Source organism: Patescibacteria group bacterium (genome assembly GCA_035288465.1).
Lineage (GTDB): Bacteria > Patescibacteriota > UBA1384 > DATEAH01 > DATEAH01 > DATEAH01.
The window spans coordinates 72646-89401 of record DATEAH010000007.1; the positions used below are offsets into that span (position 1 = coordinate 72646).

General features: G+C 36.3%; 22 protein-coding genes and 8 tRNA genes. 25 read left to right on the forward strand and 5 right to left on the reverse strand.

Annotation, left to right across the window (positions count from 1 at the left end):
- Positions 1 to 161 precede the first annotated feature (161 nt).
- Together VJJ80_02675 and VJJ80_02680 are read left to right on the forward strand one after the other, a co-directional pair.
- The gene (locus tag VJJ80_02675; GenBank protein HLC39003.1) at positions 162 to 932 is read left to right on the forward strand and encodes a hypothetical protein; all 771 of its coding nucleotides are present in this window, start codon (positions 162 to 164) and stop codon (positions 930 to 932) included.
- Positions 933 to 1076: 144 nt separating this feature from the next.
- Positions 1077 to 1445 (forward strand): hypothetical protein, encoded by a 369-nt coding sequence (locus VJJ80_02680; protein HLC39004.1) that lies wholly within the window; start codon positions 1077 to 1079, stop codon positions 1443 to 1445.
- A 2-nt stretch (positions 1446 to 1447) separates the two neighbouring features.
- Here the strand turns inward: VJJ80_02680 and amrS are convergent, their stop codons facing one another.
- From amrS to VJJ80_02695, 3 genes are all read right to left on the reverse strand, one after another.
- A complete protein-coding gene (amrS, locus tag VJJ80_02685; GenBank protein HLC39005.1) occupies positions 1448 to 2335 on the reverse strand; it encodes an AmmeMemoRadiSam system radical SAM enzyme in 888 nt (295 codons plus the stop codon).
- A 26-nt stretch (positions 2336 to 2361) separates the two neighbouring features.
- Positions 2362 to 2973: a signal peptidase I gene (gene lepB / locus VJJ80_02690; GenBank protein ID HLC39006.1), complete on the reverse strand. Its 612-nt coding sequence runs from the start codon at positions 2971 to 2973 to the stop codon at positions 2362 to 2364.
- Positions 2974 to 3006: 33 nt separating this feature from the next.
- Positions 3007 to 3080: transfer RNA gene (locus VJJ80_02695), tRNA-Val, on the reverse strand.
- A gap of 179 nt (positions 3081 to 3259) precedes the next feature.
- Between VJJ80_02695 and VJJ80_02700 the strand changes: the two genes are divergently transcribed.
- Both VJJ80_02700 and VJJ80_02705 read left to right on the forward strand, forming a co-directional pair.
- The gene (locus tag VJJ80_02700) at positions 3260 to 3604 is read left to right on the forward strand and encodes a TraR/DksA family transcriptional regulator (GenBank protein HLC39007.1); all 345 of its coding nucleotides are present in this window, start codon (positions 3260 to 3262) and stop codon (positions 3602 to 3604) included.
- Positions 3586 to 4011 carry a signal peptidase II gene (locus VJJ80_02705; GenBank protein HLC39008.1) on the forward strand — a complete coding sequence of 142 codons (426 nt, stop codon included), beginning with the start codon at positions 3586 to 3588 and terminating at the stop codon, positions 4009 to 4011. The genes VJJ80_02700 and VJJ80_02705 overlap by 19 nt, the downstream gene beginning before the upstream one ends.
- A 4-nt stretch (positions 4012 to 4015) precedes the next feature.
- Here VJJ80_02705 and VJJ80_02710 read toward each other — a convergent pair whose 3' ends face one another.
- On the reverse strand, positions 4016 to 4327 hold the full coding sequence (locus VJJ80_02710; GenBank protein ID HLC39009.1) for a hypothetical protein: 312 nt from the start codon (positions 4325 to 4327) through the stop codon (positions 4016 to 4018).
- A 113-nt stretch (positions 4328 to 4440) separates the two neighbouring features.
- Between VJJ80_02710 and VJJ80_02715 the strand changes: the two genes are divergently transcribed.
- The 11 genes from VJJ80_02715 to VJJ80_02765 all read left to right on the forward strand — a co-directional run bounded on the left by VJJ80_02715 (position 4441) and on the right by VJJ80_02765 (position 9488).
- Positions 4441 to 4512: transfer RNA gene (locus VJJ80_02715), tRNA-Gly, on the forward strand.
- 65 nt (positions 4513 to 4577) lie between these two features.
- Positions 4578 to 4651, forward strand: a tRNA-Cys gene (locus tag VJJ80_02720).
- Positions 4652 to 4685: 34 nt separating this feature from the next.
- On the forward strand, positions 4686 to 4901 hold the full coding sequence (gene secG, locus VJJ80_02725; protein ID HLC39010.1) for a preprotein translocase subunit SecG: 216 nt from the start codon (positions 4686 to 4688) through the stop codon (positions 4899 to 4901).
- A 111-nt stretch (positions 4902 to 5012) separates the two neighbouring features.
- Positions 5013 to 6665: an ABC transporter substrate-binding protein gene (locus VJJ80_02730; GenBank protein ID HLC39011.1), complete on the forward strand. Its 1653-nt coding sequence runs from the start codon at positions 5013 to 5015 to the stop codon at positions 6663 to 6665.
- Between the two features lie 50 nt (positions 6666 to 6715).
- A tRNA-Leu gene (locus VJJ80_02735) sits at positions 6716 to 6799 on the forward strand.
- A gap of 13 nt (positions 6800 to 6812) precedes the next feature.
- Positions 6813 to 6895 (forward strand) — tRNA-Leu (locus VJJ80_02740).
- A 112-nt stretch (positions 6896 to 7007) separates the two neighbouring features.
- Positions 7008 to 7670, forward strand: a complete 663-nt coding sequence (locus VJJ80_02745) for a hypothetical protein (protein HLC39012.1) — start codon at positions 7008 to 7010, stop codon at positions 7668 to 7670.
- 22 nt (positions 7671 to 7692) lie between these two features.
- On the forward strand, positions 7693 to 8067 hold the full coding sequence (locus VJJ80_02750) for a hypothetical protein (protein HLC39013.1): 375 nt from the start codon (positions 7693 to 7695) through the stop codon (positions 8065 to 8067).
- Between the two features lie 30 nt (positions 8068 to 8097).
- The gene (locus tag VJJ80_02755) at positions 8098 to 8274 is read left to right on the forward strand and encodes a hypothetical protein (GenBank protein HLC39014.1); all 177 of its coding nucleotides are present in this window, start codon (positions 8098 to 8100) and stop codon (positions 8272 to 8274) included.
- A 159-nt stretch (positions 8275 to 8433) separates the two neighbouring features.
- Positions 8434 to 8709 carry a ferritin family protein gene (locus VJJ80_02760; GenBank protein HLC39015.1) on the forward strand — a complete coding sequence of 92 codons (276 nt, stop codon included), beginning with the start codon at positions 8434 to 8436 and terminating at the stop codon, positions 8707 to 8709.
- A 14-nt stretch (positions 8710 to 8723) separates the two neighbouring features.
- Entirely contained in the window at positions 8724 to 9488 is a 765-nt protein-coding gene (locus VJJ80_02765; protein HLC39016.1) for an exodeoxyribonuclease III, read from the forward strand.
- Here the strand turns inward: VJJ80_02765 and VJJ80_02770 are convergent.
- Entirely contained in the window at positions 9472 to 10068 is a 597-nt protein-coding gene (locus tag VJJ80_02770) for an L-threonylcarbamoyladenylate synthase (protein ID HLC39017.1), read from the reverse strand. The genes VJJ80_02765 and VJJ80_02770 overlap by 17 nt on opposite strands.
- A gap of 92 nt (positions 10069 to 10160) precedes the next feature.
- Here VJJ80_02770 and VJJ80_02775 point away from each other — a divergent pair.
- The 10 genes from VJJ80_02775 (at position 10161) to VJJ80_02820 (ending at position 16756) form a co-directional block, all read left to right on the forward strand.
- Positions 10161 to 10236, forward strand: a tRNA-Val gene (locus tag VJJ80_02775).
- A 22-nt stretch (positions 10237 to 10258) separates the two neighbouring features.
- Positions 10259 to 10330: transfer RNA gene (locus VJJ80_02780), tRNA-Phe, on the forward strand.
- A 33-nt stretch (positions 10331 to 10363) separates the two neighbouring features.
- On the forward strand, positions 10364 to 10831 hold the full coding sequence (locus VJJ80_02785; GenBank protein HLC39018.1) for a hypothetical protein: 468 nt from the start codon (positions 10364 to 10366) through the stop codon (positions 10829 to 10831).
- 6 nt (positions 10832 to 10837) lie between these two features.
- Complete coding sequence (locus VJJ80_02790; GenBank protein ID HLC39019.1) at positions 10838 to 11935, forward strand: S1 RNA-binding domain-containing protein; 1098 nt, start codon at positions 10838 to 10840, stop codon at positions 11933 to 11935.
- 30 nt (positions 11936 to 11965) lie between these two features.
- Positions 11966 to 12625 (forward strand): MBL fold metallo-hydrolase, encoded by a 660-nt coding sequence (locus VJJ80_02795; protein HLC39020.1) that lies wholly within the window; start codon positions 11966 to 11968, stop codon positions 12623 to 12625.
- Positions 12626 to 12773: 148 nt separating this feature from the next.
- Positions 12774 to 12861: transfer RNA gene (locus VJJ80_02800), tRNA-Leu, on the forward strand.
- Between the two features lie 154 nt (positions 12862 to 13015).
- On the forward strand, positions 13016 to 13561 hold the full coding sequence (locus VJJ80_02805) for a hypothetical protein (GenBank protein ID HLC39021.1): 546 nt from the start codon (positions 13016 to 13018) through the stop codon (positions 13559 to 13561).
- A 282-nt stretch (positions 13562 to 13843) separates the two neighbouring features.
- A complete protein-coding gene (locus VJJ80_02810; GenBank protein ID HLC39022.1) occupies positions 13844 to 14356 on the forward strand; it encodes a LysM peptidoglycan-binding domain-containing protein in 513 nt (170 codons plus the stop codon).
- 22 nt (positions 14357 to 14378) lie between these two features.
- Complete coding sequence (locus VJJ80_02815) at positions 14379 to 14990, forward strand: lytic transglycosylase domain-containing protein (GenBank protein HLC39023.1); 612 nt, start codon at positions 14379 to 14381, stop codon at positions 14988 to 14990.
- Between the two features lie 29 nt (positions 14991 to 15019).
- Positions 15020 to 16756: an alanine--tRNA ligase gene (locus VJJ80_02820; protein HLC39024.1), complete on the forward strand. Its 1737-nt coding sequence runs from the start codon at positions 15020 to 15022 to the stop codon at positions 16754 to 16756.

Here is a 16756-nt window from a genome sequence, read left to right on the forward strand (position 1 = left end):
GATTATTCGAACCTATTATAGCACAATTTTGATTTTTAAGCTTGACTTCCAGAGAGAGAGTTAAATGGAAAATAGAGAACAATAAACAACTAACAATAATCCGCCGACGAAGCGGAAATGACCCACCTTCGCTAAAGCTATGGTGGGCGGGGAGGAAAATTATGACATCAGAAACTGAAGGTTATCAACCAGGTGAAGAAGAAGTTCAAGCAGCCGAAGAAATGATGGATGATAAACAAAAGAGAGAGAGTATGGGAAGAGAACGGGACATGTTAGACGAAAAAAGGCTTGAGGAAGGAGAAAAAATTGGCGATCCAACTGAAATGTTAGTTGACCATTTCCAAACCACGGCAGACAAAATGAAAGTAGAAGGGTTAGATAGTGATGCAAGAAGTGTTGAAAAATTAATAAGTATTTTTCAAAATTTTTCCAACAACGCAAAAAAAGAATACGAAAAGAAAAAATCCTTAGGACTTAATCCTGTTTGGCTGCGGGAGGATAAACGTTTAGCTATATTCTATAGCGGAAGAGGAATAGAGTTAGTAAATGTGCACAGAGGTGTTGATGTTTATGATGAATTGACAACGAAACGACAAAGCCCCGAACCTAAAACAACCATAGCTGGACCACTTGGTCGCTTATCTGAAAAGGGTTGGAAAATTTTTTACGAATCAACAGGTATTGATGAGAATTTAATGGAAATAAATAAAGAAGCATTTGATAAAAATTACAAATCAGCTAAAGATAAACACAATTTTAGTGTGGAAACAGAAGAATCTACAAATATTCCTGGTGTAAGATTAAGAGCTCGATCTAATGGTGCTAATTTTAACACAGAATACTACATTTCTTATAGTGAAGATTCGGTTCGTATATTATTTGATAATACTTTTATGAACCGAATGCGAAATAGAAGCGAAAGAGAAAAATAATTATTGTACGAGCTAGTTTATTAACTCTTGATAATTTACTAAATAAAATAATGAAGGTTTATACATTTCCCAAATGAACATATTTTAAGCCGGATTTTTTACCAATTTGGGCGGCTTTTTGACAAAGGATTTTTGGATGATATAATGAAAATCAGAACATTGAAAAGTTTTAAAGGGAGTAAAATGGCCTTAGAAAAAAAAGATTTTGAACAAATTGAAAAAATTGTCAATAAAACCGAATCTCGGTTAGAGAAGAAAATTGGTGCGACGGAAACCCATCTGGAAAAGAAAATTACTTCCACAGAAACTGGTCTGGAAGAAAAAATTGGTTCTATAAAAACTCATCTGGAAGAAAAAATTGAAGATTCTGAAAATAGAATTATTTCTGTTTTGAGCCGGGAAATCACTGATTTAGCGGAAATTAACCGAGCCGTAATTGAGAGAGTGGATCAAATTGCTGAATTAGAAAAACGTATTATCCACATTGAACATAAAATCGGAATCACCACTTGAGATTAAACATTTCCCAAATGAACATATTTTAGACCAGATTTTTTGCCGATTTGGCTGGCGAGCTCTAAAGTTTTAATTGGTGTGATGGTGCTATCCATCATTTTGAAAGCCGGGAAGAAGCGAGAGATGTGCCAGGGAATATTTTTATCAATTTTTGCTAAGAACTCGGCAATTTGGGTGAGTTCTTTTTTTGAATTATTAACACCCGGAATTATTAATGTTGTCACCTCTAAATGAATTTTTTTGGTGTGAACTGTCTTAATATTTTCTAAAACTGGGGCGAGTTTTGCGCCGCAGTATTTTTGATAGGTTTCGTCTTTGAAAGCCTTAAGGTCGATATTGATCGCGTCTAAGAATGGCGTGATGAGATTTAAAGTTTCTTTTGAAAAATAACCATTTGAGACCCAGGTATTTTTTAGACCTTTCTTGTGGGCGATTTTCATCGTATCTAAAGCAAGCTCTAAAAAGATAGTCGGTTCAGTATAAGTATAGGAAATAGACGGACAATTATTTTTGATAGCTTCAGCGACAATTTCTGCTGGCGTCATTTTTTGAAAAGGAATTTCGTCGATTGGTAAATTATATCCTGAAGCTTTTGAAGCTTGGGAAATATCTGCATTTTGGCACCAAGCGCAACGGAAATTACATCCAACCGTAGCGATAGAATAAGTCAAAGTTTTCGGCATAAAATGAAAGAGTGGTTTTTTCTCAATCGGGTCAATGTGGGCAGCAATTATTTTTCCGTAGGCTAAAAAATATAATTTACCTTGCTGATTTTCGCGCACACCACAAATTCCCCGATTCCCGGGTAAAATTTGACATTGATGAGAACAAGTTAGGCATTGGACTTTTTGCCCGCCCAATTTTTGATATAAATAAGATTCTTTCATTTTTAATTTTAATTAGAACCAAGAGATTATTTGGAGGCCAAAAACTTCATTTTCGGCAACAAAACATTATATTTTGGTCGTAAAATTCGGTGAAAGTTACGAAAAGAAATCATGGGTTTGCCAATAATTAATTTTTCATCAAGTGCTCCAAACGATCTGGAATCCAGGCTATTGGCACGATTGTCGCCCATCACAAAAACTTGATTTTGCCCTAAAGTAACTTTGAAATTAGTGGAGGTGGACGCAGAATAAATATCTGACGGTAAATAAGTTTCGCCTAAAATAATACCTTGCGGATGTTCATTATTAACAATGGTGATTTTGCCATTTTCAATTTGGAGCGTTTCGCCGGGCATGCCAATAATTCTTTTTATAAAATCGAGTTGCTGATTTTGTGGATATTTAAAAATAACTACATCACCGCGATGATATTTTTTTAGTTTAGGGGTAACCTTTTCAACTAATAAATATTCTTTATCATAATAATTTGGTTCCATACTTGGACCATCCACAATAAAGGGCTGAAAGACGAAAATTCTAAAAAGTAAAGCCAAAAGAAATAACAATATCACACCCTTGAAAAGGTCGAAAATAAAATAAGCGATTTTTTTCAGATTCGCAATTGAATCATTTGACATTTTTTCCCTAATTTTATTTTTATTTAAATCTCTTGGCCACTGACCGATTCGAACGGTCGACCTTCGCGATGTGAACGCGACGCTCTAACCAGCTGAGCTAAGTGACCATAGATTAATTTTATCTAAAAATCACTAATTTTGCAATTGATTTAAGGCTAAAAAAGTTTTATCTTGATAATTTTTGGTTTAATATGGTATAATAATAGCAAGGCACTACCCAACATTTTGGAAATTCAGGCTTTCAAAACAAGCTTTGAATTAGTAATTTAAGTAAGTAGGAGGTGAGATGTTAGACGAGAAATTTATTCGTGACAGGAAAGCTGATCTTGAGAAAGCAAAATTTAGACTTGAAAATGAGCTGGGAAAAGTTTCCACGGGCAAAGGGAAAGACCGACAAGCTCTTTTTCCTGATATTGGCAGCAAAGAAGATGAATCCGCCCAAGAAGTAGAAATGTACGAAAGCAGTTTATCACTTGAAAAGGGCATGGAACAAAAATTAAATGAAATAAATATCGCCTTAGATAAAATCGAAAAAGGTAAATACGGTTATTGTGAAAATTGCCGGAAAGAAATTCCCAAAGATCGGTTGAAAGCATATCCTGAGGCGACGACATGTTTAAATTGCCATTAAAAAAATTTGCAAATTATAATTTTTGGATATCGTTCACCCTCATCGTAGTTTTGGATCAATTATTAAAATTGTTTGTTCTCAAAATATATCCCGGAATAGTTTATGTAAGCTCGGGCGTATTCAGCCATTTTAATTTTGCTTGGGCGGGAATTTTACCGGCCTTTTTGGTGGTAATCTTTATAATTTTTCAAGAAACATTTTTTAAAGAAACCATCACTGCGGTTACATTTGGCGCTTTGTTGGGTGCGGCAATTAGTAACTTAATTGATCGGATTTTTAGGCATAGCGTTTTAGATTGGATTCCGATTTTTGGTGTAAAATTTAATTTTGCCGATATGATATTAATTATCGGTAGCATGATTTTGATCATTAATTTGTGGCAAAAACCAGAAGACTCGAAAAAATAGAACTTTAACTTATTTCAAATAAATTGAAAAGTTTGTTTGAAATATTTGCCAATAACGTCGTTTTAGTGTCAAGAAAATATATTGAAGAAATAAATGCGGCAATAATTAAGATGACCCAAGCAACCTTAAACAAATCAGATTTAACTTTGTGATCATCTATTGCCACGGTGGGCTTTTCAGTTTTATGGCTTTTTTTATCAAATTTAGAGAGAGCTTGAGTTAGATTTTTGTCTGGCGCAGATTCGGTTTGCGCCATTTTCAATCTTTGTTCAATGAGTTTTTTGAGTTGAAGTTTCGCTTTCTTATTTTTTGCCATGTGACTCCTAAGGCTAATTATAAGTGAATCGTTTTGGGATTGCAAGCAAGTGTTGATTCTTGATTTTATTGGTGGGATTTGATATTATTAAACTAAATTTCTGAATTCAAATTGCGGGTGTCGTATAGCGGCTATTATACGTCCTTGCCAAGGACGAGACGGCGGTTCGACTCCGCTCACCCGCTCATTTCGTCAATAGCAAAAAGAGCGAGGCTTACCATTTAAGGCGACTCGCTCCACAACTCTTCTTGGCCTAGTGTCCGAGTAGTTAGGAAGCGGTCTGCAAAACCGCGTACCCCGGTGCAAATCCGGGCTAGGCCTCCACCAATTTATCACTTCAATTTAAACAAAGGAAAAAATGGACAAAGCGATTAATATCGTCCAGATTACATCAGCATTATTATTAATCCTGACAATTTTACTTCAGCAACGCGGAGCAACTTTGGGGGGCGCTTTTGGCGGTGAAAGCGCAGTTTATAATACCAGAAGAGGACCCGAAAAATTGCTTTTTATTATTTCGATTATTTTTGCGATTATTTTTTTGGTTTCAGCCGTAATTAATGTTCTCAGGTAGGGGGACAATTTGAATATTAGGAAGGCAAAGCTATTTTTGTCTTTTAAATTGCGCCATTTTTTGAGACTAATCATCACTAAAATTAGTGGTTTTATTTCAATTTTTAAACGAATGAGACTCGCATTGGGTTTACTTTCGATTATGGAAAAAAGAATCATCATTATCTGTACGATTGTTTTTTTGGTGGCATTAGGTTTTTTGGTGCGAAAAATATACCTAAAAAATTCATATTTAGTCCCAGCAGTTGGCGGTAAAATCTCCATTGCTGAGGTTGGGGAACCAAAATTATTGAATCCGCTTTTTGCTAAATCCTCTGAAGATAAGGACGTGGTGAATTTGGTTTATTCGGGTTTATTTTACTGGGATAATAATTTAGTCTTAAAGCCTGATTTGGCAAAAAAATGGGTGATTTCTGAAGATCGAAAAACCTATACTTTTGCCCTAAACGAGGTAAATTGGCATGACAATATGCCAGTTACTTCTGAAGATATTGCTTTTACAGCAAGCGTGATTTCTGATCAACAATATGCCGGTCCTTTGAAGGGTTTGTTTGATAATGTCACAGTTGAACCGGTTGATGATAAAACAATTAAATTTACCTTAGCTGAACCTTACCAGCCATTTTTAAAAAGACTTACCTTTGGGATTTTGCCAGCACATGTTTTAGGTAATGTGCCAACTGATCAGCTCGAGGAAGATAATTTTAACCTTTCTCCAGTAGGCTCGGGACCTTATATGGTGCAAAAAACCAAACTTATCGGCAACACAAAACAAGTAATCTTAGAAAGAGTTGCCACGAGTAAAAATCGTGATTCCTTCATTTCTGAAATCACTATTAATTATTTTAAAGATTTTGAAGGAGCTGCTAAGGCTTATCAAAAAGGCGAGGTTTCAGTTTTAACCAATATTCCAGTAGAGGAATTTAAAGAAATTAGCAAGAATCGGGATTTAAATTTGTATCATCTTAAAGCTGCCAGTTATATGGTGTTATTTTTTAACCTGACAAGTGACAATTTAAAGCAAAAAAGCATTCGTGTCGCAATTGCGGAAAGCATTAATAAAAATGCGATCATTGACGAGGTTTTATCTGGCAACGCAGAACCGGTTGAGGGTCCGATTTTGCCAGGCTTTTTAGGCTATTCTGAACAAATGAAAGCGGTCAAATATGATTTTCAAAAAGCCGAAAAAGATTTAGCGCAAATAGGTTTTAAGAAAAACGATTTAGGAATTTTAACCAAAAATGGCAAAGTGCTGGAGTTTAATTTAGCCCTAACTGATGATGAAGTGAGTATGGCCACAGCGGAAAAAATCAAAGCGCAATTGGCCGAAGTTGGGATTAAGGCAAATGTGATACAAGCAGATTTGTTAACGCTCCAGACAGATTACATTTTTAACCGTAAATTTGATATGTTGCTTTTTGGTGAAAATTTAGGTCCAGACTCCGATCCTTACCCATTTTGGCATTCTTCTCAAATTGGCACGACTAAGCTAAACTTTTCTGGATTTTCCAATAAAGAAGTTGATAAGCTTTTGGAGCAAGCTCGAACCACCAGTGATAAAAAACTACGTCAGAAAAATTATCAACGCTTTCAACAAATTATTATTGATGATGTACCAGTAATCTTTATTTTTCGACCAGATAGTTTGTTGGCGGTGAACTCAAAAGTGAAAGGGGTTGAAGAAAATAACCTGATTTCAAGTTCTGATAAACTTTTTCAACTTAAAAACTGGTATTTAAAGATGGGTAGAAAAAAGAATAAATAAAGTTAGAGATTGAAATTTGAACTCAAAAAGGTTAAAATAGAGCTTGAATGGGGCGAATGGCGGAATTGGTAGACGCGCAGCGTTCAGGTCGCTGTGGGAGCAATCCTGTGGAGGTTCGAGTCCTCTTTCGCCCAGCGTGAAAATTGTGGGGACGTGGTGGAATTGGTATACACGACAGGTTGAGGGCCTGTGCTCGCAAGAGCGTGAGAGTTCAAGTCTCTCCGTCCCCATTTATATAATTTGCAGCCTTTAAACTAAAGTTTGGCTGTTTTTTTATTAATTATATGTTATACTTTCATCAAGTTGATACTCGAGTCCAATCCAGAACCGGAGGTCATAGGAATGGAACTGACAGCTAGAAACACGATTGTTTTAGCTATCAAGCGAACATATCCTCGAGGTTGTTGGGGTGAGAAAAATTACTGGTTTGATCAATTTCCGAAAGGTTCAGATTTACTCTCTGCTTCTCTTGCGCGTAATGAATCCGATAATTGTTGTATTTCAGCTCTGCTTGCTAAAGGGGTCGGGCAAAATGAAGCCCCAACGATTGCCAATTGGATATCTTTTGTGCTGGCTGGTGCAATTATCGCCACCAAAACCAGGAAATACATTATTCCTCCTGAAAAGAAACCATACGATTGGGAATCTAATATTGAGCAATTTGTTTGGGAACAGCTCTGGATGAAGATCCAGTGGAAGCGCCATCCCCTTGATTCTGATTTTGTGGTCGTTATGCTGCGTGAATTTGTACCCAGGCATCATATGGGCGGTGAGCTTTATCCTAGTTTTTGCCGAAGCACCTTTGCCGGTCTTTGGCCTCATGTGTATCAACCGGTGGGTGGATCTTCTATCCATTCATTACTACCAGAAACATTAGAGTTGGGTAACCGATCCTTTGATACTTCATCCGAAGAAATTCAAGATTCAATTCTTCAGGTGGCAGAACATGTTCCGACCATGCTTGAGATTGCCAATGCCCGAATTCGGAAAACTTATTCTTGGTGACCCCATTGATTCGGGAGGTGAGATGGGTGAGAAAACCGAATATCGGATCGATTTTGACGGATTAATTCTAAATGTCGCTGAACTGAAAGCTCGGGAATTGGCACATTTTGGTTTAGAGGTGGAAATTGACGGGGTTAAACGTAAATTTATTGTTGAGGAAGGGCTACTCACAGATCCAGAATATTCGGCTTTTCTTAAAGAAACTTATCGAAACCGAGACTTGATGAGAACCTATCAACCCGTACCAGATGCGATTGGATCAATTTGGCGTTTACAAAATGAAGGTTACCAAATTGTTGTGATTACGGCTCGCGAAGGTGAGGCATTAAATATTGCCAGGGATTGGATGCGAAGAGTAGGATTAGAATTAGAGATTTTAGGAGTCGGCTTAAGATAAGATAAGGTTGATGTTGCACGAGCATGCGAGTTGGCTATTTATATTGATGATGATATTGATAAACTCGCACCCTTGGTTGGTATTGTTCCATATCTTTTCTTGTTTTCCTGGCCATATAATCTTGCCGAAGATGAAAGAAATATTGCTAAGAGAATTTTTTCTTGGCAAGAGTTTTATAGGGAAATTCAACAGCTTAGGAAGGTTTAATTCCAGAGGGAGCCTTCCTTTTTTAATTTGCGGCAAAGCGAACAAAATGGTAAAATTTATTTAATAAAGAAATTAAATTCCTCGAGGATAACTGAGCTAAACCCCTAGAGCATACTCGGGGTAAATCCCGCCGAAAGTACAACGGGATAAAGGAGAAAAATGCTTTCAAAAATACCCACTGATTTATCCAAGATTAAAAAAGAAGACAAAGACCGACAAATTTTAAGGTTGGGAATGATGGCGGAATTAGATGCGATCAGCGTTTATGAACAATTAGCTGCAGAAACTAATAGTCGCAAAATCAAAAATGCCTTGTTGGATATTGCTCGAGAAGAAAAAACCCATGTTGGTGAATTTGAAACCCTGCTTTTACAAATCGACAAAGAACAAGTCGAAGAATCTGCAGCTGGTAAAAAAGAAGTTAATGAATTTTAAAGATATTATAAATTATGAAAATTTATTCTTGGAATGTGAACGGGATAAGATCAGCTTGGAATAAGGGTTTTTTAAGCTGGTTTGAGACGGAAAATCCAGACATTGTCGGTTTGCAGGAAATGAAAGCACAACCCGAAACGATTGAACATCTTGAAATTCCCAAAAATTACCATTTTTATTTTAATCCGGCTCAGAAAAAAGGCTATGCCGGGGTAGCGGTTTTTTCTAAAATTAAGCCTCAAAAAGTACTCTATAATATAGGAATAAAAAGATTTGACTCAGAGGGTCGTTTTTTACGTTTAGATTTTGAGGATTATATTTTAATTAGTGTTTATATGCCTCACGGAGGGCGCGCTAAAGAGAATTTGGATTATAAATTACAGGTCTATAAAAAATTATTGATTTTATTAAAAACATTGACTTCGCAAAAGGTAATTTTGATTGGTGATTTTAATATCGCCCATGACGAAAGAGATTTGGCAAGACCCAAGGAAAATAAAAATAATATTATGTTTTTGCCCGAAGAAAGAGAAAAAATAGATCAATTGATAAAAATGGGTTTTATTGATAGTTTTCGAAAATTTCATCAGAATAATGGACATTATTCTTGGTGGCCATATTATCGCCAAGCTCGTCAAAGAAATTTGGGTTGGCGTTTAGATTATATTTTTGTTTCAGATAAATTAAAATCAAAATTAAAAAACGCCCAGATTCAAGTGCGGGTTTTAGGTTCTGACCATTGTCCAGTTCAAGCGGAACTAATTAACTTCGCAAAATAATTTTTGGTTGTTGTTGAGTAAAATCAACAATTTTTGAGAGAGGTTTTTGAGGTAAAATACCAGCATCAATGATTAAATCTGGTTTAACTTTTTGTGATTTAAAAAATTTAATCGCCTTTTGAGCTGACCAAATTTCAGGGGATCCGGACAAATTGGCACTTGTTGCAGTATATGGGAGTTGAATCTGAGCCGAGAGAGCTTCGGTAAAAGGAAAATCAGGTATTCTTAAGCTAATTGAATTATTGGTGTTGGTATAAATTTTTTGATTTTTTTTCAAGGGTAAAATAATTGTATATGATCCTGGCAATATTTTTTTTAGCTCGATTTTGGTATATTGGTTAATTTTGGCAAATTTTTCCGCCATTTCTAAATTCGTCACGATTACTGAGATCGGTTTATCGGCCGGTCTGTTTTTAATCTGAAAAACTTTCCGAACCGCTTTCGGATTGGTGGCATCGGCCGCTAAACCATAGCAAGTGTCTGATGGAAAAACTATTACTCCGCCTTTTTTAATGATTTGGCTGATTTTGATTAATTTATTTTTCGAAATATTTTTAAGATTTATTTTGATAATTTTCATAAATCTATTATAAACTTAAACTTGATTTTAGGCGAAGGTTTTGATAAAATTGTTATGAATTGATTGGGATAAAAGGACGACCTTTGCGAAACGCACCCGTAGCTCAGCGGTTAGAGCGCTTGGTTTACATCCAAGAAGTCGTCCGTTCGAATCGGACCGGGTGTACCATTAGTGAAAGTTGCCGCGACGTGCCGAGGTAGCTCAGTGGCAGAGCACATGACTGAAAATCATGGTGTCGGCAGTTCGATCCTGCCCCTCGGCATAGCTTTTCATCTTTTTTGGATGTAAATATTTTATGAAGAATTTATTATTCGAGTTTTTTAAAAAATATTTTTCCCGCCAATTTTTATTGACTAATCAAATTGTCCCGCAAATTCAGGACACAGTTTTAATCATTTTGTTAGCAATTCTAATTTTAGCAACGATTATTAAGGTGGCGGAATATATTTGGTTTAGGACAAAAACTCCCTGGCAGCACTTTTTAAATCAAATTTTTAGTTGGTTGCTGACGGTGGCGTTGATTGGATTGGGATTTTGGCTTTTTGCTAAGGCTGATTTGCCTTTTTTCTCAGATTTTTTTTGGTGGTTATTGCTATCATTGACATTTATAGTTTGGGGGTTTATAATTTTAAATTATGGGATAAGAAAATTCCCGCAAGAATTATTTAGGCATCAAAATCAAGTTAGAAAAGAAAAATATCTGCCTCATCGGCAGACAAGCCTGCTTCGAAAACGGGTTAAGATGGCTAAATCTAAAAGGTAAAAAAGCATGATTAAAACTGAAGCGAAAATGGAAAAAATTCTTAAAAACCAGGTTTTGTATTTGCCCTTGAAAGAAGGTGATACTGCCGAAGGGTCAATTTTAAGTAAGACTCGAAATCGAATTTGGGTTGATGTCGAAGGTCGCGGTATTGGTATGATTCCGCCTCGTGAAATTCCTTTTGAGGCAGAAGATTTAAAAATTGGCGAAAAAATCATCGCCTTTGTCTTAAAACCCGAAGACGAAAAAGGCCATATCATCCTTTCTTTGAAAAAAGCGGATCGGGAAAAAATTTGGTTGAACCTAAAGCGCAAATTTGAAGATCAAGAAAATATTTTCGTGAAAGTCGTGGAAGCAAATCGGGGCGGTTTGATGGTGGAAACTTCTGGGGCAAAAGGATTTTTGCCTTTATCACAATTATCATCTAAGCATTATCCGCATGTTGGTGGGGACAAAGAAAAGATTTTAGAAAAATTAGCCAAGCTCGTTGGCTTGAAATTAGACGTTAAAATTATCAGTTTTGACCAACAAGCCTTAAAATTAATTTTTTCCGAGAAAAAAGCTTCTTCAAAGGTTGAGAAAGAAAAAATTGCGAGTTTGAAAGTTGGCACTAAAATTAGCGGAACAGTTTCAGGAGTAGTTGATTTTGGAATTTTTGTCCGCTTTAATTTGGGCGAAGAAGGCTCAGAAGAATATGAAGGTTTGGTCCACATTTCTGAAGTTTCCTGGAGTAAAGTCGAAGATATCAAAAAAGAGTTTAAAATTGGCCAAAAAATCGACGCCGAAATTATTTCCACCGAAGAAGGCCGGATTTCGTTAAGTATTAAAAGACTTTTGCCTGATCCTTGGGTGAAAAAAGTTAAAAAATATAAAACTGACCAAAAAATCTTCGGCAAAATTACTCGTGTGACGCCGTTTGGAGCTTTTGTACAATTAGAAAAAGATATTGAAGGTTTAGTTCATATTTCTGAAATTGGTGATGAACACATCACTGATCCGAGAAGTTTACTCGAAGAAGGTCAAGAAAAAGAATTTCGCATCATTTCGATTGAGCCAGGCGCACATAAAATTGGTCTCAGTTTAAATATTCCAAAAAGCAAAAAATAAATTAGCGATCATTAATTTATTGAGGGTAAAATGGAAATTAAATGGTATGGGCAATCATGTTTTGCCCTGCAAACCAAAAAAGTAAAAATTATTATTGATCCATATTCGGACAGCATTGGTTTGAAATTACCCTTACAATTAACGGCAAATATTGTTTTAGTCACCCATAATCATCAAGATCATAATAATGTTGAGGCAATTTCAGGAAACAATGGCGAAAAACCTTTTAGGATTACCGGTCCGGGCGAGTATGAAGTTTCGGGGATTTATTTTCATGGTATCGGAAGTTTTCATGATAAGTTAGAAGGAAAAGAGCGTGGTTTAAATACAATTTATACTATCGATGATGGCAATATTCGACTTTGTCATTTAGGAGATTTAGGCACGGGTTTAAGTGACGAGCAATTGGAACAAATTGGCGAAGTTGATATTTTATTTGTGCCAGTGGGTGGTACGTATACGATTGACGTGGCGAAAGCCGTCGCGGTAATTGGCCAAATTGATCCTAAAATTGTCATTCCAATGCACTATCAATTGCCGGGCTTGCAAGTTGATTTAGCTGAAGTCGGAGAATTTTTGGAAGCTGAGGGAATTTCTAACAAGGAAGCATGTGAAGTGTATCGAGTGGCAAAATCTGATTTACCAGCCGAAGAAAGAGATGTAGTGATTTTTAAGGCACAGAATAAGTAAATTTCTAATATCTAAGTCCTAATTTCTAAATAATTACCAAATCCCAAACATCAATAACCAATCAAATTCTAAACCTCAAATCTCAAAAAATTTGGAAATTGAAAACTAATATTAAGTTAATTAGAATAATTAGAAATTTTAATACTATGCCCGAGTGGTGAAATTGGTATACACGCGACACTTAAAATGTCGTGGCCTAAACAGCCGTGCCGGTTCGAGTCCGGCCTCGGGCACCAGATCAATCTTGCAGAAACAAAAGGAGTTTCTGTTTTTTATATTGATAATCACTTGCTATTTGGGAATTCTTGTTGTAAAATAGACAAAATAAGGGCTGAGCCTTGAGCTTGGTCTTGGTGACTTTAACAATTCAACCTAAGGGGGGTCGAGGATATGGAAAGTCCAGTCGTTCAGATTAGCGATGAGTTGTTTGAAGAATTGCGCCAGCTTTGGCGCGAATCAGGACTTTCCAGATTAGGATATTCATTCCATGCTTTTCCTCGGCATCTTCAACAAAAATTCGGTATCAAGAAAATGCCATTGCAGGACAAACTCTTGCTTTATGGCAGGGCGCGCAATGATACACATTTGTCAGAGCAGTTGGTTGGAAACCTAATCGCCATTTTTCCTGGCGTAGTAATATTTAAAGACACATCATTTGAACATCAACTCGATGGGCTTATGGTTCGCGTTGGTCCGACTCACCCATCAGCATTTATACTCCGGTCATTTCGAGCTCCGCATAGTAGCGTTTCGCTCGTAATTAATGTTTTTATTAAACCGGAAAACTATTTCGTTGACGGTCAGATTTGTCCAGCCTGTATTAGTTGGGGAATTGGTGGCGGCGGAGGATCCGGAAATACTTTGGCCATTGATCAGAACCGATGGGAAGCAATGATTGCCTGGCTTGACAAATGGTTGCCACCAACAGAAACTTAGACTTAATAGTATTTTTTCTTGACGGGGATGGCCCGATTCAAGACCCAGACCAACCCCGTTTTTTTATTTGTACTAAAAATTTGTCAAATTGTGAAAAATTAGTTATATTAATATTAGGATATTAAAAACTCTAAGCACGAAATCCTAAATTCGAAACAAATTTTAATAACCAAAATTAAAATATTCCAAACAGGTTTTGAACATTTGAACATTTGGATTTTGATATTGTTTGTTTAGAATTTAGATATTAGAGTTTAGAATTTGCGACCAGAGGGAGTATTTATGCCCATAGAGCCTGTAATAAAAAGTTACCTGCCTTTGGATGATGATTCAGAAACGCCAGATTCGAAAGAAGAAAGAATTGTTGAAAAGGAGGGAGATTCCAAGGAACCATTTTCCCTGGAAGACGAAAGAGCTTTTGCCGTAGGCCTTACCACCATCATTGTGGTAGTGGGTTTATTGGTAATTTTTGGTGTTTGGTATTTCGTGACGCATAACCAAGCCGCAGAAGTATCAACAAATGAATCTATGTCTGATCAACCGGGCGAAAAGGTTTTGGGCGAAAGCATCGAACCGGACCAAAATACTATTCCCACTGATTCCGAACAAACGGTCGGGACTGAAACTGAAACAACTTCAACATTTCCCGGCGGTGTTTATACAGTTGAATCAGGTGATACTTTATATTCAATTGGTTTGAAACTGAAAGTCGATTGGAAAGAAATTGCGCAATTAAACAATTTAGAGAGTCCATATAATTTAAAGAAGGGTCAGGAATTACAAATTCCCCAATAATAAATTCCTGATTAAGGATTAAATGAAACGTAAAATTAAAATTCTATCAGTAACGTTCATTGTTATTTTGGTCGGAATTTTCGTTTATTTCTATCTTCCAAAAATTTTAAGCGACACGGTTTATCCTTTGGAATATAAAGATTTAATTAAAAAATACGCGACAGAATATCAACTTGATCCAAATTTCGTTGCCGGGGTAATTTTTTCCGAAAGCCATTTTAACGCTCACGCGACTTCACCGGTGGGAGCACGAGGCTTGATGCAAATTATGCCCCAAACTGGCAGAGGAATCGCCCGCAGTTTGGGAGAAGAAGCAAGTTATAGCCCCGATAAATTATATAATCCCGAGACAAATATTAAGTATGGTTGCTGGTATTTGCGGAATTTAACCAACAAATATCCTTGGGATGTGAGTTATGTTTTAATCGCTTATAATGGCGGGGTAGCTTTGGCTGACAGATTTGCCACCTATGGCGGTTCGCTCAATGCGGAAACTTCATATTATTATGTGAAAGTGCAAAAGAATAAACAAATTTATGATCAATTATATGGTAAGTGGTGGGAAAGCGAAAAGAAAGTTAAAATGAAGCCAACCCTTAAAGATATAATTTTGTCTTGGATGTTAGGTCGGTAATAAAATAAGAGAATAAAGATTGTGATAAAATGAATTCGAATACAATCCGTGAAAAATTTGTCAGTTTTTTTAACAATAATAAGCATCAATTGGCCGCGCCATCTTCTCTAATACCCCACGAAACCGATGCCTCGGTTTTATTTACAACCGCCGGGATGCAGCAGTTTAAAAATTATTACGCTTATCCGGATCGTGCCTCAACTGCCAGGATGGTGACTATTCAACCGTGTGTGCGGACTTCTGATATTGAAGAAGTCGGTGATAAAACCCACCTCACTTTTTTCGAAATGCTGGGCAATTTTTCTTTTGGTTATCCTGGTAAAAAGGGATCATATTTTAAAAAAGAGGCGATTGATTTCGCGTGGGAATTTTTGACTGATAAAAAATGGTTAGGAATTGATCCTGGGAGAATTTCGGCGACTTATTTTGGCGGTGACGAGGAAAAAAAGTTAATGATTGATGAGGGTTCAAGAAGAAACCTTGAATCTGTCAAGGGTTTGGATAAAATTGAACCTCACGGTTTTGAAGATAATTTTTGGACTTTGGGGACAGAGTTAAGTCCGGCTGGTCCGACTATTGAATTTTATGTGGACCCCTCGACTTCGCTCGGGGCAGGTGGCATTGAAGTTTGGAATTTAGTTTTTAACGAATATGTTTTTCATGACAATGAATACGGACCTTCAAGATATCAAGGTGTTGATACGGGGATGGGTTTGGAACGGTTAGCAGCAATAATGCAAGAAAAAGATGATGTTTATGAAACTGATTTGTTTTGGCCAATAATTAAGTATTTAGGTGATGGTGAGGTGTTACCACTTAATTATAATCGCGATAAAGAATCTTTAAAAATTATTGTAGATCATCTTAAAGCCGCAACTTTTTTGGTAAACGATGGAGTTTTTCCCTCAAATAAAGATCAAGGTTATATAGTTCGAAGATTGATTAGAAGAGCATTATTACATAGTCAGTGGAGTGAATATAAAAATGATTGGGTTCCTGAAATTATCGAAGAAATCATTAATATTTATCCTTCACTTCAGAATTCAAAAGATAAAATTAATAAAGTGATTAGTCTGGAAATTGAAAAATTTCAAACAACAGTTGAGCGAGGGAAGAAAATTATTACAAAACTTGAAATCCTTGATGCCAAAGCAGTTTTTGATTTATATCAAACTTATGGATTTCCTTTGGAATTATCTCGCGAATATGCCGCGATGAAAAAAATTAAGATTAATAATGAGGATTTAAACGCGGAAATTAAAAAGCATCAGGAATTATCTAGAACCGCATCTGCTGGGAAGTTTAAAGGTGGTTTGGAAGATACCAGCGAACAGACAATTAAACTTCACACAGCAGCACATTTATTATTAGCAGCTTTGCGACAAATTTTAGGCGATCGGGTAATTCAAAAAGGTTCGAATATTAACGCTGAACGATTAAGATTTGATTTTTCACATCCGGAAAAATTAACACCTGAGCAGGTTAAAAAAGTTGAAAATCTAGTGAATGAAAAAATTAAAAGCAATCTGCTCGTAAAAATGAAACAGATGAGTTTAGAGGAAGCGAAAAAATCAGGTGCTCACGGCACTTTTGATGCCAGATATGGCGATAAAGTTAAAGTATATTCGATCGGCACATTTTCTAAAGAAATTTGCGGCGGCCCGCATGTTAAAAAAACCAGTCTACTCGGTAAATTTAAAATTATTAAAGAGGAATCTTCTTCTGCAGGAGTTCGCCGAATCAAAGCGGTTTTAAATAAAACATAA